We start from the raw sequence: 20,509 nt of genomic DNA on the forward strand, positions 1-20,509 counted from the left end.
GCGCTCTGGTTTGTTCGGCTATTCTTCATTACACTCATCTTCAAGAGTGTTTGAATATAGCCAGCATTTGTAAGACGGAATTGATTTTAAAATTTAACACGAGGCGTGACTGTGGGGATTAAGCAGGTAAAGGTCGATGTGAACGAGCTTAGTCTGGGCATGTATGTGTCCGGTTTAGATCGTCCATGGTCGCAAACCCCCTTCCCCTTGCAGGGTTTTTACCTGCGCGATTTACAAGAAGTTAACCAGCTCAAAAGCCTATGCAATTATGTGTATATTGATGTTGAGCGCGGTCGTGGTCCTATAGCGGCAAACTTAAAAAAACTGGATAGCAAACTTGGTAAATCCAAAACAGTAGGGCGCGAGCGCGATAATGCTGTGCTAACCGAGCCAATTGCTCCGCTCAAAATCCAGCGCAATCTTTATCGTGAAATCCAGCCTCTCCAAAAAGAAGTTAAGAAAGCCAAACAATTGCACCAAAAAGTTTACGGTGCAGTGGTTGAAGTGATTGAGCTATTGGAGAACAAGCAGCTCGAAAATATTTCCCTTGGTGAGACCAAAAAAGTGGCGAGCGAAATGGTGGATAGCGTATTGCGCAATCCCGATGCGTTCACCTGGTTATCACGCGTTCAGGAAAAAGACGAATATACCTATAGCCATGCGGTGCGTTCATCCGTGTGGGCAATTTTGTTTGGTCGCCATATTGGTTTACCCAAACGCGACCTTGACGTTTTAGCCTTGGGTGTTCTGCTAAAAGATGTAGGCAAGGTGATGCTCGATCAAGCCCTGCTAGTTAAAGTTGAGCGCAATCCCGATGAAGAAAAAATTTACGAAACTTTCGTTGAGCTTGGCTGTGAAATTTTGCGTAAAACCCAAGGCGTTGAGCCGCGTGTGATTAGCGTTGTTAAAACGCACTGTGAGCGTTTGAATGGTAGCGGCTATCCCGCACATTTGGTCGGGGACAAAATTCCGTTGCTGGGCAAAATTGCGGGCATAGTGACCTTTTATGATCATGTAACTAACCCCCGTGGTTCGCGTCACCCCATAGCGCCATCAAAGGCGGTTGCGCGTCTCTATGAATTGCGCAATATTCAGTTTCAAGAAGAGTTGGTGGTGGAATTTATTCGCGCCATTGGCTTATATCCAACGGGTACTTTAGTTGAGTTGAGCACTGGCGAAGTTGCGGTAGTCGTAGAGCAAAATTTCGAGCGACGTTTAAAGCCCAAAGTTATGGTGGTGCTGGATGCCCTTAAGCAAGAGATGGCAGAGTCGGTGCTATTGGATCTTGCGGAAGATGATAAGCGTAAGCAAGCCTTGCTGGATTCTGGCAAGAAAACGCGCTATGAAATCGAAAAAATTGAGATCGCTCGGGATTTGGAACCGGGCAGTTATGATGTGGATATTTCCGGTATTCGCGATCAATATTTAATGAAAACTGAAAAAACGGGCCTGCTTGGTTTGTTGAGTCGACTAAAAGGCTAGTTGGAATTGCTACTCCATCGAAGCCGCTATCAGTTCTGCTGATGGCGGCTTTTTTATGTTGCGGTAGCAAAAATTGGGGCAGTATGGGGCCTTGAGTGACACGCTCGGGGCGCAATGTAAAGTTATTAAAATAAGCTCGTTTTCCAGTATCTATGAGTAGCAGACTGGAGTTAGTGCAGCACGCGTTAGGCGGTCTTTAGGGTTAATTCATGCTTGGTTTTCTGCGGTTGGTATTTCAATACGGGTTGTTTTTATGCTGTGCATTTTCCATGCAGGCTTCCGCAGGCTCGTTTGAAACACAACAAAGCAATACCACTATCTTCGATGGCGTAAAAGGTGACCCGGGCGATTTAACAATTGACCCAAACCAGACTTTGCATCTTTGGAAAGGCATACAATCAGCAGCACCTCATCCGGGTACCGGCTTCGCCTATCGAAAACTATACGGCGATTTTATTTTAACCGTTCAGTTGAGAAGCCAAAAAAATACTGACCAGTTTTATAATTTCGGTCTGCAAATTGAGGCGCTTGATAGCGAACTCTTATTCAAAACCAAATTTGATAGCTATTCCAATTTGTCGGTGGAGTTGCATGGTTCAAAAAAAATACAGCTGAATCGTGAAGGCTTTGTAAAAAATCCTGATATTTTTCAGGTCGAACAGGTTGGCAGTGAGTTAATTTTTTCTGCCGCTAATTGTGGTAAGCCGTTGAAAGTTGTCGCGCGCTATACGCTGCCGAAATTGCAAAATCTTCAAGTAGGCGTTTATCGCGATTTTGCGGCGAATGATAAGAATCCGCTCGAATTAAAAAACCTGCGCTGGGTAATTCCCGCGTGGAAAAATTTTATTCCTTACTATCATTATCTTGGCAGTCGTTTAGAAATTTTAGATGTGGTTACCGGTGAGCGTAAGGTTATTTACGAAACGGCCGCTGGTATTGAAGCACCTAACTGGACGTCCGATGGCGACACTATTATCTATAACTCGTCGGGCCGTGTTTATAAGTTGTACTTGCCTACCAAAAAAATCTCATTATTCAATACCGGTTTTGAAGTCAAAAACAACAACGACCATATAGTGTCATTCAAGGGAAAAACCTTGGGGATTACTCATATGGATAAAGATATTATTGATAATTGGTCGATATATAAGCTGCCTATTAACGGCGGTGAGCCCCAGCGATTAACCTTCAAAACGCCATCCTATTTACACGGATGGTCGCCAGATGGGCGTTATATTTTGTACACGTCGCGTCGCAATGGACAGTTTGAAATTTATCGTGCAAATGCCGATGGTAGTGGCGAAGAGCTGCAATTAACCAACAATGACAGCATGGATGACGGCTCGGAATACACGCCCGATGGAAAATACATTTATTTCAATTCCACCCGCAGTGGCGCCATGCGTTTATGGCGTATGGATGCGGACGGTAAAAATCCCAAGCAAATTACTCACGATAATTTCAACGATTGGTTTCCACATATTTCGCCTGATGGAAAACATATTTTATTTCTCTCTTATCTGCCGGATGTAGATCCGATATTGCATCCCTACTACAAACAAGTTTATTTGCGCATGCTACCTATTGGGGGTGGTGAGGCGAAAGTTGTTGCTTATCTGTACGGTGGCCAGGGCACTATTAACGTGCCATCCTGGTCGCCTGATGGTCGCTATGTTGCTTTTGTAAGCAACAGCCAACTGGGTGCTGAGAAGCATTGAGGTTTTCGGTTAAATCCTTCGATAATTACCGGTGATGTCCCCAAAGTCATTGCCCATCTTCGCTGAGGACAGGTTACAATTGTCACCATCCTCAGTCCGCCGTGCGGTAAATAAGTGGTGTTTGTGAGCTTCGCTCAATCAGAATTATCTGATTGGAGCTTGCTCGTTGAATTCATAGTGAAGAGATTTTTACGATGTTTGAGTGGATCGCAAGCCCGGAAGCCTGGGTCGCCTTGGCAACCTTAACCGCGCTGGAAATTGTTTTAGGTATAGATAACATTATTTTCCTATCAATTTTGGTGGGGCGTTTACCTGAGCACCAACGCAAGTTGGGTCGTACATTGGGGTTAGGCTTCGCGATGCTTACCCGTTTGGCGTTGCTATTTTCATTGACCTGGGTGATGAGTTTGACCCATCCGTTTATGAGTCCTTTTGGGTACGATATTTCCGGGCGTGATTTAATCCTAATAGGCGGTGGTTTATTCCTGCTCTATAAGGCCACGGTGGAAATTCACCAAAGTGTTGAAGGCGAAGATGAAGCTGCTGAATTAAAAACAGGTAGCTCTAAATTCTTTGTTGTGATTTTGCAAATTGCCATCCTGGATATAGTTTTTTCGCTGGATTCGGTAATTACGGCAGTAGGTTTGGTTAGCCAGATTACGCTGATGGCGATTGCCATTGTTATTGCTGTGGGTGTAATGATGTTTGCCGCTAAATCTATTGGTGAGTTTGTTGAAAATCATCCCACTGTAAAAATTCTGGCACTCTCGTTCCTGGTAGTTGTAGGTGTAACTTTGGTAATGGAAGGCTTTGAGGTTCACGTACCTAAAGGTTATATTTATTTTGCGATGGCATTCTCCCTGGGTGTTGAAATGATCAACATTAGAATGCGCAAAAAGTTAACCGCTAAAACCGATTCTTTGCAATAAAGAAAGATTGGTGAAATAAAAAAGGCTTCCAGTGGAAGCCTTTTTTATTAGATGTTTTAGCGCTTATTTTTTCTCGGCAAGCTTAACTCCAACGCGGGTCGCCGCGCCTGCGATAAATTGTGCTTCCCATTTGATCTTATCTCTTGCAAACAAAATAATTGCGGTTGAACCTAATTTAAAGCGGCCCATTTCCGCACCTTTTTCCAAAACGATATTTTGGTAAGGGTAATTCGAGAATTCAATTTCGCGGCTACCCATAGGGGCAAGCTCACCATCCCAAACAGTTTCTATACCTGCCACAATCATGGCGCCAACAAGTACCACGGCCATGGGCCCGATATCGGTATCGAAAATTGCAGCTACGCGTTCATTGCGCGAAAACAAGCGCGATACATGTCCCGCAGTCACCGTATTTACTGAAAATAAATCGCCCGGAATAGAAACCATGGTGCGCAATTTGCCGCCGTAGGGCATGTGCACGCGGTGATAATCTTTGGGTGATAAATAAACAGTCGCAAAATCACCATCCGCAAACTCTTGCGCGAGAGCTACATCTCCACCGAGTAATTCCTCAACTGAGTAATCCTGGTCTTTGGCTTGGAATACACGGCCATCAACAATTTTTCCCAGCTGGCTAATTGCGCCGTCTGCAGGGCATACGATGGCAATGGGTTCTTTGCATATAGGGCGAATTCCGGGTTTAAGCTCACGCGTAAAAAAATCATTAAAACAGGCGTAAGCACGGGGATTTTCTTCTGCTGCGAGCGACATATCCACTTGGTAGCGCTTGATGAACCATTCAATAAAGGTGTTTTTAACAAAACTGTTTTGACTGTTGGCAATTTTGCCAACAAAACGTGAGAGTGCATGTTGTGGCACCCAGTGTTGCAACTTAATAAATAACTTATCGTTCATAGCGGCACGGCCTGTTTCAAACTATGTTTTATGCAGTGTTAGAATGCCGCATGGTATCAAAAAGTCTGCTTTAACGCTCTCATATAAACTCAACTAGCTAAAATCTCTGGTGATTGCTGTGCTGCGCTATCAAATTATTCCCGTGACTCACTATCAACAAAACTGCACGCTGCTATGGTGCGATGAAACCCGTGAAGCGGCGGTGGTCGATCCTGGTGGCAATATCGAGCGAATTTTGAGTGTCCTGGTTGAACATAATTTAAGCTTGGTGAAGATTCTATTAACCCACGGCCATCTCGATCATGTTGGCGGTACAGCAGCTTTAGTTGCAGCTATGCAAGCTACATCTGGGTCAACTTTGTTGCCTATTGAAGGGCCTCATAAAGATGATATGTTCTGGATTAATATATTGCCGCAACAAGCGCAGATGATGGGTTTCACCACGCCGCAAAACTTTCAACCCAATGTGTTTTTTGAAGAAGGTGATCAAGTCGGTTTCGGCAATATTCGCTTACAAATTCGCCATTGCCCTGGGCACACACCGGGGCACATTATTTTCTTCCACGCAGAGACCAAACTTGCATTGGTGGGTGATGTTTTATTTAAAGGCTCGATTGGGCGTACAGATTTTCCACGCGGAAATTACGATGAGCTGGTTAATGCAATTCGCACAAAACTTTGGCCGCTCGGCGACGATGTAAAATTTATTCCGGGCCATGGCCCAATGTCGACTTTTGGTGAAGAGCGTTTGAATAACGCCTTTGTTGCAGATAAAAATTTTGGCTGATCCATTGTATAAAATAATGTAATTCCTCTATCGGTGAACGCGTTTGCGCGTATCATTCCGGATTCTTTTCGTTTATTGCGGTCATTTATTACGTGATTACAGATTTATCTTTTTATTTGCTGGCGGTGCCTGTCGTAATACTGGTGGGAATGTCCAAGGGCGGTTTTGGTGGTGGCTTGGGCACGCTTGCCGTTCCATTCCTCTCGCTATTAATTGACCCGCGCCTCGCGGCTGCGATTTTGTTGCCAATTTTATGTGGCATGGACGCGGTGAGTTTGTGGAGTTTTCGCGGTACCTGGGACAAACTCAATCTTAAAATTTTAATGCCGGGCGCTATTCTCGGAACCATCGCCGGTGCGTTAACCTTTAAGGTCACGAATGCCGATATGGTGCGCCTGATTGTAGGCGTGCTTTCCATTTATTTTGTGTGCCATTATTTATGGGGCAAACATTTTCTTGAGTCTTTACAACAGCAAAAAGCCAGCCCGGTGCGCGGAACTTTTTGGGGAACGGTTGCGGGTTATGTCAGCTACATTGCCCACGCAGGTGGCCCTCCTGTTGCCATTTACTTGTTGCCACAACATTTGTCCAAAACCGCTTTGGTGGGCACCACAATTCTGTTTTTCTCTATTATTAACTTTATAAAGCTGATTCCTTATGCTTGGCTGGGGCAGATCAATACGGAGTCTTTTTTGACGTCACTAATTTTGCTGCCGCTTGCACCACTTGGCGTTCAGCTAGGGATTTACCTCCATAATCGTGTTTCAGATCAGGTGTTTTATTGGATAAGCTACGGCTTTTTATTGCTTGCTGGCATCAAGTTGACCTATGAAGGAGTTGCGGCGCTCTGGTAATAACTTGTGTAGATGGCATTTAATGTCTATAACTCATGCTACAAAAGCGTTGTCTTGTGAGCGGTTCGGTTGAAATAGGCTTATTTAAGCGGGTAAAATCAACCTAACACACGAATATTCTAAAAAAGTTTCCTAAAAGGATATCCCAGATGAAAAAAGTCCTCGTAGCAGCACTCGCTCTTTCCGCTGCAGCTTCCTATGCCGATACCGGTTCTTTTGAAGGTTTTTATGTAGGTGGTGGAGTTTCCAGTGTCCGGAACACATGGGATGACAACAAATGGTCCCCGGTTGAAGTTTTCGGTGGCTACAAACTGAGTCCTTGGGTTGGCGGCGAAATTCGCGTTGGCGCATCTTCTGGCGGCGATAGCAAGATCACTAATTACGAATCTATTTACTACCGTACTGAAAGCTCTAACTCAGTAGGTAAAACTTATTTGTTGGTGGGATATACCCACGCAGATGTTGAAGCACAAACTGGCAATTTTAATTTCAACGGTTTTTCTTACGGCGCCGGTGTTGGCTTTGTGATTAGCGAAAAATTCAATTTGAACCTTGAATATAAGGTTTTGGCTAATGCGAAGGGCACCTGGTATCCAGATAAATTCAGTCGCGTTGACGATCTAGACATTAAGCTTAGCTCTGTAAGCGCTACTGTAGATTACCGCTTCTAAGTTTGTTTTAGCTGGGGTGGGCTCAGGTTCGCTCCAGCTCAATACTGTTGGTCCTCGCGTCTCTTCCTCTCATGAACTAGTAAATGCAACGATTGCGTTTACCGCGGCACCTAATTTTATTTCACCACCTTCGATAATTCGCGCTGTAATCCCGCCGTGCCCGCGTACTGCGTTGTAACCGCCTGCACCAAAAGTCGCCTCCATTGCTGAACAGGGATGACATAACCCTGTGTATTCGAGCAAGGCATCTCCTAAACGAAATTGTTTGTCTTTTAGTGCGAGCAAATTAATGCCCGTCACTACCAAATTGCGTCGCAACAGTTCGGGTGGCACTGACTCCTTGCCGAGCATAGATGCAATTGCAGACAAATGTTCGCCCTGAATCAATGTCACCTGGCGTTTGCCGTTTTTGCTGCTGTAGCGGTCACCCGCCAGACCTTTGCCTGCAACAGCTTCAACGCTCGCCAGTTCGATCATAGGTGCTTTGCGCTCGGGCCGAATGCCTATCCAGCTGATACGGCCAACCTGCGGAAGCGTATTAAACAGATCGTGTAAGGATTGACTCATTAGCTAATGTTTCCAAATGGGATCGCGAAGGCCTTGCCGGCATTCCTGGACGTCATTGTCGATAAGATTATTTGGCTTGATGCAATCCCTCAAGCTGCGCAGGTTAGCAATTTCTAACGGAGCTGGTTTATCGCTTGCCCGCAGTTTTTCGTCCAGGGCGCGGCAGGCCGTATCCCTGAATGAAACATTATTGGAGGAAGGATTGTTATTGTATTCGGTAATCCAATAATTGCAGGTGCTTAATAGTTGTTGGACTTGTGGATCGTCATTATCAAGGCTACGTAATTTTTGCGATCTTTTCGGCACGCGAGCGCTTTTGCTGGTTTTAGCCTTGGTGGGATTTGCGTTGCCCGATGCTACCTGAATAGATCCTTCGCGACTGCAACGCACTTTTTTGCTAGTGAGCTCATCACTTTGCATTCGCCAGCGCTCCATTTGTTTGAGGCTGCCACCCTGGCGGCGCAAATCTTCGAGTTTGCGAATTTTGTCCTGAAAAACACTGCAGTCGGCGGCTTCGGCGTTGCTAATTACACTTAAGCCCAAGAGCAAGCATAAAATCCATTTTTGCATATCTATCTCCTTCATCCCTGGTGATGTTTTGTGCAGGGCCTATCTTATTGCAAGATTCTCCTTTCTTCCAGAGGGCTAGCTTGTCGGAAGTCACATCTTGACTATTGGGATGCGCTGGCCAGGTCGAGGCTTGTTAGCTTGCATATCCCAAAAGCTAATTAGTGGATATTGGATGAATTACTATGAAATAAATAATTCATAAATTTCAGCGCCTAAAAAGTCCATTTCCAAAAGCTGTAATAAATTCTTCCTGATTGCGCCCGACGTTATGTAAAACTATGTGGTTGACTCCCATGGATTCAATTTTGTTAATTAATCGAATGAAGTGGTCAACACTGTTAGAGATGGGAATGGTAGAGGCAACCTTTTCAGGGGAAATATCCTTCGCGGCATTATCGAAGTCTGCAACTGATCTGAGTTCTGCGAGCTTTAGCTTATCAATACAATCAAATCGCCATTGATGGTGTGCTTCGGAGTGGGCGAGTTGTTCATCTTGCGCAAAAGAAAAAGTGAGTTTCACGTGAACAGGCTTTCCTTCTCCACCATTACTGCAAAACGCTGCGATGATTTCTTCGAGTCGCCCTTCAGGTTGATAGGTTGTCAATAATCCATCGGCCCAGCTACCAGCCCATGCCGCAGTTTCCTTACTTAAAGCCGCGCACATAATTGATGGGGTTGTTGCCGGACGTGTGTAGAGTTTTGCACGATGCACATTTACTAACCCTGTGTGCGTCACTTCCTCGCCAGCAAGCAAACGTTTGATAATTTGTGCACATTCCAGCAAGCGTTGATTGCGAATGGGTTTTTCGGGCCATGCATCTCCCGTAATACACTCATTCAAGGCTTCACCACTGCCTAAAGAAATACCAAGCCGGTTTGGATACATCTGTAAAAGCGTACCAATTGCTTGTGCAACTATTGCGGGGTGGTAACGCTGGCCTGGTGCTGTGATCACACTAAACGGAAATTGCGTTGCCTCCATTGCTGCGCCCAACCAGCTAAACACGTAACCACTTTGCCCCTGGCGTTCACTCCACGGGTGGAAATGGTCAGATGAGTGACATCCATGAAATCCTGCTTGTTCGGCCAACTTTACGTAGGCGAGTAAATCCGATGGTGAAAATTGTTCGTGAGATGCGTGATAGGAAAGGATGGCCATTTATTTACCTGTTTCGTCGTGCGGTGCATCAACCGGTTTTGATTCTGGCGATCCTTTTTGACGTAAATAAATGGAAAAGAAAACGATGGCAGCTACAGATAAAAATTCGCTTTGCCAATTCTGGAGTGATTCAAACCAAAAACGATTTTCGATGAGTGTTTGAAAGAGAGTGAGGGATTTATGTTCTTCCTCATTAATTTCCAACATGGTGCCGTAGGCGTGGAAAAAAAACGATGCAAGAAATAATGCGGTAAAAGTCAAACTTAACGAATTTTTATAAACTGTTAAATACATGCCCCCTTTTTTTACCGGCCAAGGGGCATTTTCGTGGGGGGTGGGTTCTCGATCAACTTCTTCCGGTTCATCAAGACTTTTCGATTCGGCAGAACCTTGTTGGTAGAGGAATACCGTAAAAAATACGTACATCCCCATTTGCAAAAATTCACTTTCCCAATTTTCAAAAGTAGATTGGATAAAGTGCCCCGATTGCAAATATTCCTTAAAGCTTAAGGGCACTAATTGTTTTTCATAGCGCTCTTCCTGGTTCTCTTTGTATCCCGTGTATGCTTGCCCGATTAAAGACAAGGCCATAAACAAAAAGAAAACAATCAGTAACCCATTTCGCTTAAAGAAACCGTGATTTTTAGTCATTCGATACAATCTCCATCACCACTTAAAAAACGTTGGTAGTATTCGGGAATAGAACGGATCGCGTGCATGGCTGCCAAATAGCGAACATGATTTCGCTCACCATCAAATTTAATTGTTTCGCTTAGAATTTTGTTGGTGTCATCTCCAAGTGCGTAAGCGAAACATACAACACCATTAAGTTCGTCATTTGATTCGGCAGTGCCCGTAATCGCAACCGAAAAATTGGATTGGCTTCGTTTTAAAGCGCCAACAGCCATTTCACGCGCAACCTCTTCACTCGTCAGTCCAAAAGTTTTTATGGTTTGCAAGTTCACATCAAGACAGTGATTTTTTGCATGTTCGGTGTAAACAACAAAACCTGTATCCAGAACAGACCCACAACCAGGCACGTCAGCTAATAAAGATGTAACCATTCCCGCGGTGCACGATTCAGCAGTCGTTAACATAAGGCGATGTTCACATAAAAAGTCAATTACATCCTCAATTGAATTCAATTTATAAAACTCCAAAAGTTTATTGACGTTTAATTAATTGTTGAATGTAAAAATACCGAATATAAAAAGATTGCGCGCCAACCTTAAACAGTTCCGTTCGTTGGCGAACGATACTCTGCTAGCAGGCTTGTTAGGGTCATATGAACTAAATTGATGGTCGAATTTCATTGAGCAATTTACGGCTTACAAAACTTTTCGGGAGAATCTTATGGCACCGCAAACTGAAACTTACGTACTAATTACCGGGGCAACAAGCGGCATTGGTTATGAGCTTGCAAAAGTGTTTGCTGCAAACGCATATAACTTAATAGTGGTAGCTCGCACAGCGAGTCGCCTTGAAGATGTCGCTGTAGAACTCTCCACCGACTATGGCGTTAAAGTAATAGCTCTCGCTAAAGATTTATTTGAACGACAAAGTCCGTTTGAATTGTATGAGGAGATTAAAGCCAGAAATTAGCATGTTGATATTTTGGTAAATGATGCGGGCCAGGGTTTGTATGGTCGCTTTGTTGATACGGATATCAATAAGGAGTTGGATATCATTCAGTTAAATATTAGCGCCTATGTTGTCCTTACCAAATTGTTCCTGCGCGATATGGTTTACCAGCAAAGAGGAAAAATTTTGAATGTAGCTTCCATTGCGGGCAAGGTTCCTGGTCCATTCCAATCGGTTTATCACGGTACTAAAGCATTTGTTCATTCGTTTACCGAAGCTGTTCGCGCTGAGATTGCAGATACCGGCGTTACCATAACGTCTCTATTGCCTGGCGCGACTGATACTGATTTTTTTAACAAAGCACATATGGAAGATTCAAAAATTCTTGATACGGAATTGGCTGACCCCGCCAAGGTCGCACTAGACGGTTTTAACGCGTTAATGGATGGCGACGATATGGTTGTTTCCGGATTTAAAAATAAAGCGCAAGTTGCCATGAGTAATATCACGCCTGACAGTGTCGTGGCGAAACAGATGTTAAAACAACAAGAGCCGCGCGATTCGCATTAATAGTTTATGTTTCGATTGGAGATATTAGATGAAAAGCCAAAAAGATATACCCGAAGAACCTTTCGATCCTGATTCAGAGCCTCCTGTTGAGAGTGACGAGCTAGATTTTTCCACTGACGAAGAGCAATCCTTTAACCAGCTTTCGCCAGAACTGGATTCAACTGAAACGGAAATAATAAATGAAGACGATACTCAACCTATAGATATGTCGGATGATCTTGAACCGGAAGATTTAATTAATGAAGATGGTGCTTGTTCGCCGAGAGAACCTTCTGCAGATCTTCCCGCTGATGAGGACTTAACAATCGTTGATGCCGATGAAATAGGTGCAGGATATGGATTAGATGAAGCTGAATTAGCGCATGTAAAACCCTTAGATGGAAAGCCTTTGGATGGAAAGCCGGAGCCATAAATAGGTTTTGGTCGGATGTAAATTAACAGTAGCAGTTTTATAAAACTAACTATGCCATCCCTGGCTAGTGGTAATTAGGCTTGTCCGGCCATTAATTCTTCTTTGCGCTCTAATAATTGCGCGCCTAATTCAATTAAATCCAGTTTGGATGATTCTTTGGCTTTGGGAAATATTTCATTTTGTTCTTCTTTGACATGATGCTTAACATATTCGCTTAATACTTTCACTTTTGCATCAAACAATTCACCGTCAGGTTCAACGCCCTCAATCTGAGCGATCAGGCTTTTTAAAGTCGCATGTTCTACTGCAGCTTCCGGAATTAACTCTTTATCTTTTAATGCTAATTTTACAGCAGGATAAAATATCTCCTCTTCTATCTGCGCATGTACGGTCAGTGCCAGGCAAATCTTTGATACCAGCTCCTTCTTTTTGGCAGATGATCTAACGGATTCATATTCATCAAATAAGTCGTTAACTTCTTTGTGGTCCGCGCGAAGTAGCGCAGTTGCATCTTTTGCTTTTGAAGTTCGGATGCTTTCAAATTTTTTTGCAGTAGCTACCATGGTCATTCTCCAAAATATAAACAAGAGTGGGACACCTGAGTTGGTGGAGTGAGCATAATAGGAATATAGGGATGTGGAATCAGTTCGTTAACACACTAAGATGAAGCATATGAGTATTTAGGATTTATAAAAATTTAGTGTCTGCAAATATATTTTCCATCCTTAGAATTTCTATATTTATTTTGGTAGTTTATTTTTATCAGAATTTATCCAGTATAAATGAATGCCCTTAACCCATGCTGCGGTGTAAGCAAAAGTCAAACCGAAAATTCCCCATTTTTCCGCATTGAAACTTTCGTAAAACCAAAAAGGCTGACCTGCCAACCCAAAAATACACGCATATTTTCGTAATTCCATTTTTTCAGTTTGGCTGAGAAATATCGCAGCTACGCCGGTAATGGCAATAATGAATTGTGCGAACATTGAATATAAGCCCGTTAATTGTGGTTGTGAACTATCGAATAAAAATGGCACTGAATAAAACCATTTTAAAAATAGCTATATTTTTGTTTCGATAATGAACACCACCATAGCGATCAAATACCGATGTTATCGTTCGCCAACGTACAGAGATGAAGTGTCTTGCTTTGCATTATGTGGTGAGTATTTACAACAACAATTTTTCTGCTCGATTACGCACGTTTTAAATTTTTTCCTTCCAGCTTTTAGCTAAATAGCTAACGAAAATGCAGGTTTAGATGATAAGAACCTTAGATGAGTTTTTATCCTTTCATTCTTCAAATATTTAGGAGTTGTAGCATGCCAAATCAAGAAACGACATTGGAAGAAAGTTTAGCGGGAGCAGGTTCAGTATTGAGTTCAGTTTCCGGTCCATCCACTGATAATTCACCAGATAGTCTTGGAGCGGAAACGTCGGTTGGCGTTCGCCTGTTGGAAAAAGTAACTGAAGGTAAAAAATTGGCTGCTGCAATACCGGCAAATGAAAACAAAGCGAATGAATATGGCGAAGCAGCTCGCTGTCCATACACTGGTGCTACAGCCGAGCCTGCCTCTGCATCAGCAACAGCGAGTACTTCTTCGGAAATAATTGCGTCAGAAAAAGTTGGTAGTGGCGAACCAATCATAGGTGAGAATCCAACGGTTGCTCCCCTGGATCGTGTACGGGTTGATGCCTCTGATCAAGTCTTGACAACAAACCAGGGCGTTGCCGTTGCAGATAACCAGCATTCATTAAAAATTGGCTTGCGTGGCCCAACCGCCATGGAAGATTTTATTTTAAGGGAAAAACTAACGCACTTTGATCATGAGAGAATCCCTGAACGCGTTGTTCATGCGCGCGGCTCCGCAGCTCACGGCTATTTTGAAACCTACGAATCTTTAACTGATATAACACGTGCAAATTTATTTTCTGAAGCAGGAAAACGCACACCGGTTTTTGTGCGTTTTTCTACAGTGGCAGGTGAGCGTGGCTCTGCTGATACTGTGCGTGATGTCCGTGGATTCGCCGTGAAATTCTACACCGACGAAGGCAATTGGGATTTGGTGGGAAATAATATTCCCGTTTTTTTTATTCAGGATGCGATGAAGTTTCCTGACGTTGTACACGCCGTAAAGCCCGAACCGCATCATGCTATGCCGCAGGCTTCAAGCGCCCATGATACATTTTGGGATTTTGTTTCGCTAACGCCTGAGTCAACTCACATGTTGCTGTGGCAAATGTCAGATCGCGCTATTCCGCGCAGCTATCGCACTATGCAAGGTTTTGGTGTGCATACCTTCCGCTTGGTTAATGCAGCAGGCGAGTCGGTATTTTGTAAATTCCACTGGACGCCGCTTGCAGGCACACATTCATTAGTCTGGGATGAAGCCGTTAAAATTAGCGGTGCTGATCCAGATTTCCATCGCCGTGATTTGTGGGAAGCAATTGAAGCTGGCGAATTTCCAGAATGGGAGTTGGGGCTGCAATTATTTACGGAAGAACAGGCAAATAGTTTTCCGTTTGATGTTTTAGATCCCACCAAAATTGTGCCAGAAGAATTAGTACCTGTTACGCGAGTTGGCAAAATGACATTGAACCGCAACCCGGATAATTTTTTTGCAGAAACTGAGCAGGTGGCATTTTGCACTGCGCACATAGTTCCGGGAATTGATTTTACTAATGATCCGCTTTTGCAAGGCCGCATTCATTCCTATTTGGATACGCAGCTCACTCGTTTAGGTGGGCCCAATTTTCACGAAATCCCAATTAATTCGCCAATAGTGCCTGTCTTTAACAATCAACGCGATGGATTTCATCGTCAGGCTATTCATCGTGGTCGCGTTAATTATGAGCCTAATTCCTTGGCAGGTGGATGTCCGTTTCAAGCAGGTATTGCCGGTTTTAGCAGTTTTCCCGAAACTATTACCGAAGATAAAGTTCGCGGCAAACCGGAATTATTTGCAGATCATTATTCGCAAGCGCGTTTGTTTTGGCAAAGCCAATCAGTTGCAGAACAGCTTCATATTATTGCAGCGTTTCGTTTTGAATTATCGCGGGTGCAATTTCCGGCGATTCGCCAGCGAGTCTTGTCTTTATTAGTCAACGTAGATCCGATACTTGCCGAGGGCGTTGCAGATGGGTTAGGAATTGATTTGCCTGCGCCTGCCCCCTTGGCAACAAATTTGCCAACGCCAAATTACGAACCTTCACCGGCCTTGTCATTGTTGGCGCGCCCTGGGCAAACACGTATTCGTACACGTCGCATCGCAATTTTGGTAGGAAATGGTGTTGATGCAGAAAGTATTGCGCCAATTTATGAAGATCTTTTGGAAGACGGCGCTGTGCCTCGCATAGTTGGCTCACGTCTTGGAAAAGTGACCACCGCAGATGGGAAGCTGTTGGATGTAGAGATTTCCCTCGAAGCTGGTCCTTCGGTTTTATACGATGCAGTCGTAATTGCAGCCGGAGAAAGTTCTGTGCAGGCGTTAACAAGAGATGCGCACGCTTTGGATTTTTTACGCCAACAATACAGACACTGCAAACCTATTCTGGCTTTAGGTGCAGCTGACCAGCTATTTGCAAAGGCTGATATTTTGAAAACCTTACCCGATGGAACTGATGATCCCGCCATAATTTTTGCAGGCATGGCTGAGCTAACCGCCGGGTTAGAAGAGTTTAAAAATGCTTTGGCGAATCATCGTTCGTTTGCAAGGGAAATGGATCCACCTATTGTGTAATTACAATCCAGTGCTTGTATGTGAAGCTTAATTTTTAGCATCACGTACAAGTACTGGATTGGTTAATGGAGTGGAAATATGTTTGGTTTTTCTGCACTTGAATTGGCGCGAATGCAATTCGCCTTTACCATTTCCTTTCACATTATTTTTCCCGCCATCACCATAGGGCTCGCAAGTTACCTCGTTGTGCTTGAAGCATGTTGGTTGCGCACCAAGCGCGAAGTTTACCGCGACCTTTATCATTTCTGGCTAAAAATATTTGCCGTTAATTTTGGGATGGGCGTGGTGTCTGGAATTGTAATGGCCTATCAATTTGGAACTAACTGGAGTTTTTTTTCCGATTTCGCCGGCAGCATCACGGGCCCTTTATTAACTTATGAAGTCCTCACCGCATTTTTTTTGGAAGCAGGTTTTCTGGGCGTAATGCTTTTTGGTTGGAACCGCGTTGGGCCGGGCTTACATTTTATGTCTACCGCAATGGTTGCACTTGGCACTCTCGTATCGGCTACCTGGATCCTCGCGTCCAATAGTTGGATGCAAACACCGCAAGGTTATGAAATTGTTGATGGGCGCGCAGTTCCTGCCGATTGGTTGAAAGTTATTTTTAATCCTTCATTTCCTTATCGCTTGATGCACATGAGCGTTGCTGCTTTTCTTGCAACAGCATTATTTGTTGGTGGTTCTGCCGCTTGGCATCTACTGCATGGTAATGACGGCAAACCGATTCGAAAAATGTTCTCAATGAGCATGTGGATGTTACTGTTGGTCGCGCCTGTACAAGCTGTTATTGGCGACTTTCACGGTTTAAATACCTTGGAACATCAACCCGCAAAACTTGCTGCAATTGAAGGTCATTGGGAAAACGAAGGTGAAGAGGGAACGTCTTTAATTTTATTTGGCTGGCCAGATATGGAAGCCGAAACCGTACATTACAAAGTTGAAGTGCCGCGCTTGGGCAGTTTGATTTTAACGCACACCTGGGATGGAAAAATTCCGGCGTTAAAAGATTTTCCACGCGAAGATCGCCCCAATTCCACCATTGTGTTTTGGTCATTTCGAATAATGGTGGGCCTCGGATTGTTAATGATTGTTCTCGGCATTTGGAGCGCATGGCTGCGCTACCGCCAAACCTTATATATCAGTAAACCTTTTTTATACTTCTCTATGTGGATGGGGCCTGCTGGAATTATCGCCATTTTAGCGGGTTGGTTTACCACAGAAATCGGACGACAACCTTGGACGGTTTACGGTGTATTTCGTACGGCAGATTCAGTCTCTCGCCTTGATGCTACCCAAGTAGGTTTAACGCTGATTATTTTTATTGTGGTTTATTTTGCTGTCTTCGGTACGGGCATCGCTTATTTATTGCGACTCATTCAAAAAGGCCCACAAGTCAACGAAGGCAAAGAACCGAATGTTGGTGGTGTTGGTGAAAATCGCACGCCTATGCGTCCATTATCTGCAGCGAAAAAATCTGACCGCGATGATGCCAGTGCAGCAGACAATCCACTCGACCACAAGGAGACCTGATCATGGGAGTTGAGCTTTCTGTCATTTGGGCCGTGATCATTTTATTTTCCATCATGATGTATATCGTTATGGATGGCTTCGATTTAGGGCTTGGAATTTTATTTCCCTTTTTTAAGGATAAAGAAGAGCGAGACATAATGATGCATACGGTGGCGCCCGTGTGGGATGGCAATGAAACTTGGCTGGTATTGGGTGGGGCAGGGTTGTTAGCTGCATTTCCACTTGCTTACTCGGTGATTTTAAGTGCGCTTTATTTACCTATTATTTTTATGTTAATCGGTTTGATTTTTCGCGGGGTTGCTTTTGAATTTCGTTTTAAAGCCTTGGATCACGAACGCCATTTTTGGGACAAGGCATTTATTGGCGGTTCGCTCTGTGCCACGTTTTTTCAAGGCGTAACCTTGGGCGCCTATATTCAAGGATTGCCTGTGGTTGATCGCGCTTATGCTGGCGGGCCGCTGGATTGGCTTTCGTGGTTTTCTGTTTTTACTGGCCTTGGTTTGGTTGTTGCGTTTGCGTTATTGGGCAGCACTTGGCTTATTCTGAAAACGGAGGGCGAATTGCAGGAGCGTGCTCATAAGATTTCAATTTATTTAACATGGCTCCTACTTGCTACGATTATTGTGATCAGTATTTGGACGCCGTTGTCCGATGAAAAAATTGCCGCACGTTGGTTTAGTTTCCCTAATGTTTTTTGGTTTTCGCCGGTTCCTTTGTTGGTGGGTATATTTACCTTCCTACTTATACGCTCCGTTAAATATCGTCACCACATACGGCCTTTTGTTTTTACGTTGGGCCTTGTTTTTCTGGGGTACAGTGGGCTGGGCATTAGCTTGTGGCCTAACATCATTCCCCCCGGAGTTTCGATTTGGCAAGCGGCCGCGCCGCCGCAAAGTCAGGGATTTGTGTTGGTAGGTGCACTTTTTATTATTCCGATTATTTTGGTGTACACCTTTTGGGCCTACTACGTATTCCGGGGGAAAATTAAACCCGGCATGGGGTACAACCATTAATGGACAAACCAAAAATAAATATTCCACCCAATGACGAGCCTCAGGATTTTTCCTGGTGGAGCCGAGTGGCATGGTTGGTGGGGATTTGGGCAATGAGTGTTGTAGTGCTGGGAATAGTTGCGTTTGCAATTAGAAAATTAATGACAGCGGCGGGAATGTCTAGCTAAAAATTTTTGATTTTTACTTTAATAAAATCCATACGGGAGCGTGATCGCTACTTTTTTCCCAGCCGCGCACATCCTTATCCACCTGGCAATCGAGTAAGCGCTTTTTTAATTTCGGACTCAATAAAAAATGGTCAATGCGCAAGCCTGCGTTACGTACATAGGCGTTGCGAAAATAATCCCAAAAAGTATAAATGGTTTCTTCTGGATGCAATTTTCTTAAAGCATCTGTCCAACCTTGCGCAACCAATTCGTGGAAAGCCTGGCGAACTTCAGGCCGAAATAATGCGTCATCTAACCAGCGTTCTGGTTTATACACATCCAGCTCCGTGGGCATAACATTGTAATCGCCAGCTAAAACAACAGGAGTATTTGATTTAAGTAAATCTGCCGCATGGCGCTTCAGGCGCTCAAACCATAAGAGTTTGTAATCAAATTTAGGGCCTGGTGCAGGATTGCCATTCGGCAAATAAAGGCAGCCGATAATAATTCCATTTACAGCAGCTTCAATATAACGGCTGTGCAAATCCTCGGGGTCGCCCGGCAACCCGCGTCGTACTTCCAGCGGCTTGCCTACACGCGAAAGAATAGCCACACCGTTCCAACTTTTTTGGCCGTGCCAAATGGCTTCATAACCACGCTCTTTAAGTATTGCCTCCGGAAATTTTTCTTGCGGTGCCTTTAATTCTTGGAGACAAACTATATCGGGCTCGGATTTTTCAAGCCAGTTTAACAAAACAGGTAAACGAGCATTAATGCCGTTCACGTTGTAGGTTGCTATTTTCATAGTGCGAACAAATAAAAAGTCTATGCAGATTATTTTTAAAGCTTGCCTTTTTTATCTTGTGATTTTCTTTCCTGATATTTAATTCCCTTTAAATGTTTTTCACGCGTCTCAGGGTCATTAATATCGATATCGTCAGTTTGGTCGCCGCCTTCCATTCGCTCTTTGGGGCCGTTGCCGCGATCATTGGCGTGCTCGTAATCTGTATCTTTTGTGGACGACATAGGTCCTCCTTATGGTTTGGATTATTTCGTAAATTTTAAGTTCTTGAATCTTCCGTGACTAAAAATTCCAATCCTTCACCAGGGTCTTCTTCGCCGCAAACTGCCATAGCTTCGGGGCTGGCTGCTTCAGCTTCTCGCTCAGACAACACAAAGTTTTGTTCCGGCGAAAAATCGTTTTTAACATTTACATTGTCAACGTATGGTTTTTCGGTGGCGTTTTGTTTGGGTGCTATGGGTTCTAAATAAGTCATTGCGGCTCTCCCATTGTTGTAAAACTTTATTTTATGTAATCGCCATTTTTAAGACGGTACGTTGCCTAACTCTTTGGTTGAAGGTGAGGTTGCATATTTATCTAAGCGGATAGGGGAACAATGCTTGTTTGGCTTAGATGCTTATCGGCAGACTTCATATTTCCAGATTGATATTTGACCTCTGTATTTAAGTGTGTATACTGTGTATATGAAATTTGGATTCCTATTCTCCCAAACCGACACCCGGCCCATGTATCAACAGATCATGGAGCAGATTACGCAGCGAGTTGCTGTGGGCGATTGGCCGCCTGGAACTCCCTTGCCGTCCATTCGGGAGCTGGCGATAGATACTAAAGTCAGCATCATTACGGTTAAGCGAGCCTATCTGGAGTTGGAGCGGGAAGGAGTGATTGCTACTCAGCAAGGTAAAGGTTGTTGGGTAAAAGATTCTCTCGATATGAATGCGCTACAGCGGGAGGAGTTAATTCAGCACGTGCAGCAAGCCGGCAAATTGGCGAAGTCGCTTTCCATAACGGAAGACGAATTGGCGCAAATGATAAAAAAATATCTTTAACACGGAGTTAAACG

At 44.1% G+C, this 20,509-nt stretch carries 23 protein-coding genes and 1 pseudogene; 13 read left to right on the forward strand and 11 right to left on the reverse strand.

The genetic code is table 11. The features are described from left to right. The first annotated feature begins 111 nt into the window (after positions 1 to 111). The 3 genes from IE104_RS12415 to IE104_RS12425 all read left to right on the forward strand — a co-directional run bounded on the left by IE104_RS12415 (position 112) and on the right by IE104_RS12425 (position 4,129). A complete protein-coding gene (locus tag IE104_RS12415; protein ID WP_189419014.1) occupies positions 112 to 1,482 on the forward strand; it encodes an HD-GYP domain-containing protein in 1,371 nt (456 codons plus the stop codon). A gap of 209 nt (positions 1,483 to 1,691) precedes the next feature. Then, entirely contained in the window at positions 1,692 to 3,200 is a 1,509-nt protein-coding gene (locus tag IE104_RS12420) for a TolB family protein (protein WP_189419640.1), read from the forward strand. Between the two features lie 194 nt (positions 3,201 to 3,394). Then, on the forward strand, positions 3,395 to 4,129 hold the full coding sequence (locus tag IE104_RS12425) for a TerC family protein (protein WP_189419016.1): 735 nt from the start codon (positions 3,395 to 3,397) through the stop codon (positions 4,127 to 4,129). A 63-nt stretch (positions 4,130 to 4,192) separates the two neighbouring features. Here the strand turns inward: IE104_RS12425 and asd are convergent, their stop codons facing one another. After that, positions 4,193 to 5,044, reverse strand: coding sequence for an archaetidylserine decarboxylase (gene asd, locus IE104_RS12430; protein ID WP_189419017.1), 852 nt, complete (start codon positions 5,042 to 5,044; stop codon positions 4,193 to 4,195). Positions 5,045 to 5,162: 118 nt separating this feature from the next. Here asd and IE104_RS12435 point away from each other — a divergent pair, with 118 nt between their 5' ends. The 3 genes from IE104_RS12435 to IE104_RS12445 all read left to right on the forward strand — a co-directional run bounded on the left by IE104_RS12435 (position 5,163) and on the right by IE104_RS12445 (position 7,356). Continuing rightward, on the forward strand, positions 5,163 to 5,831 hold the full coding sequence (locus IE104_RS12435; protein ID WP_308429294.1) for an MBL fold metallo-hydrolase: 669 nt from the start codon (positions 5,163 to 5,165) through the stop codon (positions 5,829 to 5,831). 92 nt (positions 5,832 to 5,923) lie between these two features. Further along, positions 5,924 to 6,685, forward strand: coding sequence for a sulfite exporter TauE/SafE family protein (locus IE104_RS12440; RefSeq protein ID WP_189419019.1), 762 nt, complete (start codon positions 5,924 to 5,926; stop codon positions 6,683 to 6,685). A 149-nt stretch (positions 6,686 to 6,834) separates the two neighbouring features. After that, complete coding sequence (locus IE104_RS12445) at positions 6,835 to 7,356, forward strand: porin family protein (protein WP_189419020.1); 522 nt, start codon at positions 6,835 to 6,837, stop codon at positions 7,354 to 7,356. A 69-nt stretch (positions 7,357 to 7,425) separates the two neighbouring features. Here IE104_RS12445 and IE104_RS12450 read toward each other — a convergent pair whose 3' ends face one another. From IE104_RS12450 to IE104_RS12470, 5 genes are all read right to left on the reverse strand, one after another. Further along, entirely contained in the window at positions 7,426 to 7,923 is a 498-nt protein-coding gene (locus IE104_RS12450; RefSeq protein ID WP_189419022.1) for an MOSC domain-containing protein, read from the reverse strand. Positions 7,924 to 7,926: 3 nt separating this feature from the next. Next, complete coding sequence (locus IE104_RS12455) at positions 7,927 to 8,493, reverse strand: hypothetical protein (RefSeq protein WP_189419024.1); 567 nt, start codon at positions 8,491 to 8,493, stop codon at positions 7,927 to 7,929. 205 nt (positions 8,494 to 8,698) lie between these two features. Further along, complete coding sequence (locus IE104_RS12460; RefSeq protein ID WP_189419026.1) at positions 8,699 to 9,652, reverse strand: TIGR03885 family FMN-dependent LLM class oxidoreductase; 954 nt, start codon at positions 9,650 to 9,652, stop codon at positions 8,699 to 8,701. Next, the gene (locus tag IE104_RS12465; protein ID WP_189419027.1) at positions 9,653 to 10,303 is read right to left on the reverse strand and encodes a DUF6766 family protein; all 651 of its coding nucleotides are present in this window, start codon (positions 10,301 to 10,303) and stop codon (positions 9,653 to 9,655) included. Continuing rightward, positions 10,300 to 10,797 (reverse strand): CinA family protein, encoded by a 498-nt coding sequence (locus tag IE104_RS12470; RefSeq protein WP_189419029.1) that lies wholly within the window; start codon positions 10,795 to 10,797, stop codon positions 10,300 to 10,302. The genes IE104_RS12465 and IE104_RS12470 overlap by 4 nt, the downstream gene beginning before the upstream one ends. Positions 10,798 to 11,005: 208 nt before the next feature. Here IE104_RS12470 and IE104_RS12475 point away from each other — a divergent pair. Continuing rightward, a pseudogene (locus IE104_RS12475) lies at positions 11,006 to 11,803 on the forward strand (SDR family NAD(P)-dependent oxidoreductase). Between the two features lie 28 nt (positions 11,804 to 11,831). Then, positions 11,832 to 12,215, forward strand: a complete 384-nt coding sequence (locus IE104_RS12480; protein ID WP_189419031.1) for a serine kinase/phosphatase — start codon at positions 11,832 to 11,834, stop codon at positions 12,213 to 12,215. 74 nt (positions 12,216 to 12,289) lie between these two features. Here the strand turns inward: IE104_RS12480 and IE104_RS12485 are convergent, their stop codons facing one another. Both IE104_RS12485 and IE104_RS12490 read right to left on the reverse strand, forming a co-directional pair. After that, complete coding sequence (locus tag IE104_RS12485; RefSeq protein WP_189419033.1) at positions 12,290 to 12,778, reverse strand: hemerythrin domain-containing protein; 489 nt, start codon at positions 12,776 to 12,778, stop codon at positions 12,290 to 12,292. Positions 12,779 to 12,955: 177 nt separating this feature from the next. Beyond that, positions 12,956 to 13,201, reverse strand: a complete 246-nt coding sequence (locus IE104_RS12490) for a hypothetical protein (protein ID WP_189419035.1) — start codon at positions 13,199 to 13,201, stop codon at positions 12,956 to 12,958. A 336-nt stretch (positions 13,202 to 13,537) separates the two neighbouring features. Here IE104_RS12490 and IE104_RS12495 point away from each other — a divergent pair, with 336 nt between their 5' ends. The 4 genes from IE104_RS12495 (at position 13,538) to IE104_RS12510 (ending at position 18,665) form a co-directional block, all read left to right on the forward strand. After that, positions 13,538 to 15,955, forward strand: a complete 2,418-nt coding sequence (locus IE104_RS12495; protein ID WP_189419036.1) for a catalase — start codon at positions 13,538 to 13,540, stop codon at positions 15,953 to 15,955. A 78-nt stretch (positions 15,956 to 16,033) separates the two neighbouring features. Continuing rightward, a complete protein-coding gene (locus IE104_RS12500) occupies positions 16,034 to 17,485 on the forward strand; it encodes a cytochrome ubiquinol oxidase subunit I (protein ID WP_189419038.1) in 1,452 nt (483 codons plus the stop codon). 2 nt (positions 17,486 to 17,487) lie between these two features. Further along, positions 17,488 to 18,498, forward strand: coding sequence for a cytochrome d ubiquinol oxidase subunit II (gene cydB / locus IE104_RS12505; protein WP_189419040.1), 1,011 nt, complete (start codon positions 17,488 to 17,490; stop codon positions 18,496 to 18,498). Further along, positions 18,498 to 18,665, forward strand: a complete 168-nt coding sequence (locus IE104_RS12510; RefSeq protein ID WP_189419042.1) for a DUF2474 domain-containing protein — start codon at positions 18,498 to 18,500, stop codon at positions 18,663 to 18,665. Before cydB ends, IE104_RS12510 begins: the two co-directional genes overlap by 1 nt. Positions 18,666 to 18,678: 13 nt before the next feature. Here IE104_RS12510 and xth read toward each other — a convergent pair whose 3' ends face one another. Genes xth through IE104_RS12525 form a run of 3 tightly spaced genes read right to left on the reverse strand, consistent with a single transcriptional unit; the run spans position 18,679 to position 19,921 of the window. Next, positions 18,679 to 19,449 carry an exodeoxyribonuclease III gene (xth, locus tag IE104_RS12515; RefSeq protein ID WP_189419044.1) on the reverse strand — a complete coding sequence of 257 codons (771 nt, stop codon included), beginning with the start codon at positions 19,447 to 19,449 and terminating at the stop codon, positions 18,679 to 18,681. A 35-nt stretch (positions 19,450 to 19,484) separates the two neighbouring features. After that, positions 19,485 to 19,670, reverse strand: coding sequence for a hypothetical protein (locus tag IE104_RS12520; RefSeq protein WP_189419046.1), 186 nt, complete (start codon positions 19,668 to 19,670; stop codon positions 19,485 to 19,487). A 35-nt stretch (positions 19,671 to 19,705) separates the two neighbouring features. Next, positions 19,706 to 19,921 (reverse strand): hypothetical protein, encoded by a 216-nt coding sequence (locus IE104_RS12525; RefSeq protein WP_189419687.1) that lies wholly within the window; start codon positions 19,919 to 19,921, stop codon positions 19,706 to 19,708. A gap of 250 nt (positions 19,922 to 20,171) precedes the next feature. On the opposite strand from IE104_RS12525, the gene IE104_RS12530 reads away from it, so the two are divergent. Then, complete coding sequence (locus IE104_RS12530; protein WP_189419047.1) at positions 20,172 to 20,495, forward strand: GntR family transcriptional regulator; 324 nt, start codon at positions 20,172 to 20,174, stop codon at positions 20,493 to 20,495. The last annotated feature ends 14 nt before the right edge of the window (positions 20,496 to 20,509 follow it).

Source organism: Cellvibrio zantedeschiae (assembly GCF_014652535.1).
GTDB classification, from domain to species: Bacteria; Pseudomonadota; Gammaproteobacteria; order Pseudomonadales; family Cellvibrionaceae; genus Cellvibrio; species Cellvibrio zantedeschiae.

Bases quoted from the DNA above. Each gene is read 5' to 3' on its own strand.
- IE104_RS12420 (WP_189419640.1), top strand. From the start codon at position 1,692: ATGCTTGGTTTTCTGCGGTTGGTATTTCAATACGGGTTGTTTTTATGC.
- IE104_RS12425 (WP_189419016.1), top strand. From the start codon at position 3,395: ATGTTTGAGTGGATCGCAAGCCCGGAAGCCTGGGTCGCCTTGGCAACC.
- asd (WP_189419017.1), bottom strand. From the start codon at position 5,044: ATGAACGATAAGTTATTTATTAAGTTGCAACACTGGGTGCCACAACAT.
- IE104_RS12445 (WP_189419020.1), top strand. From the start codon at position 6,835: ATGAAAAAAGTCCTCGTAGCAGCACTCGCTCTTTCCGCTGCAGCTTCC.
- IE104_RS12450 (WP_189419022.1), bottom strand. From the start codon at position 7,923: ATGAGTCAATCCTTACACGATCTGTTTAATACGCTTCCGCAGGTTGGC.
- IE104_RS12455 (WP_189419024.1), bottom strand. From the start codon at position 8,493: ATGCAAAAATGGATTTTATGCTTGCTCTTGGGCTTAAGTGTAATTAGC.
- IE104_RS12460 (WP_189419026.1), bottom strand. From the start codon at position 9,652: ATGGCCATCCTTTCCTATCACGCATCTCACGAACAATTTTCACCATCG.
- IE104_RS12465 (WP_189419027.1), bottom strand. From the start codon at position 10,303: ATGACTAAAAATCACGGTTTCTTTAAGCGAAATGGGTTACTGATTGTT.
- IE104_RS12480 (WP_189419031.1), top strand. From the start codon at position 11,832: ATGAAAAGCCAAAAAGATATACCCGAAGAACCTTTCGATCCTGATTCA.
- IE104_RS12485 (WP_189419033.1), bottom strand. From the start codon at position 12,778: ATGGTAGCTACTGCAAAAAAATTTGAAAGCATCCGAACTTCAAAAGCA.
- IE104_RS12490 (WP_189419035.1), bottom strand. From the start codon at position 13,201: ATGTTCGCACAATTCATTATTGCCATTACCGGCGTAGCTGCGATATTT.
- IE104_RS12495 (WP_189419036.1), top strand. From the start codon at position 13,538: ATGCCAAATCAAGAAACGACATTGGAAGAAAGTTTAGCGGGAGCAGGT.
- IE104_RS12500 (WP_189419038.1), top strand. From the start codon at position 16,034: ATGTTTGGTTTTTCTGCACTTGAATTGGCGCGAATGCAATTCGCCTTT.
- cydB (WP_189419040.1), top strand. From the start codon at position 17,488: ATGGGAGTTGAGCTTTCTGTCATTTGGGCCGTGATCATTTTATTTTCC.
- IE104_RS12510 (WP_189419042.1), top strand. From the start codon at position 18,498: ATGGACAAACCAAAAATAAATATTCCACCCAATGACGAGCCTCAGGAT.
- xth (WP_189419044.1), bottom strand. From the start codon at position 19,449: ATGAAAATAGCAACCTACAACGTGAACGGCATTAATGCTCGTTTACCT.
- IE104_RS12520 (WP_189419046.1), bottom strand. From the start codon at position 19,670: ATGTCGTCCACAAAAGATACAGATTACGAGCACGCCAATGATCGCGGC.
- IE104_RS12525 (WP_189419687.1), bottom strand. From the start codon at position 19,921: ATGACTTATTTAGAACCCATAGCACCCAAACAAAACGCCACCGAAAAA.
- IE104_RS12530 (WP_189419047.1), top strand. From the start codon at position 20,172: ATGTATCAACAGATCATGGAGCAGATTACGCAGCGAGTTGCTGTGGGC.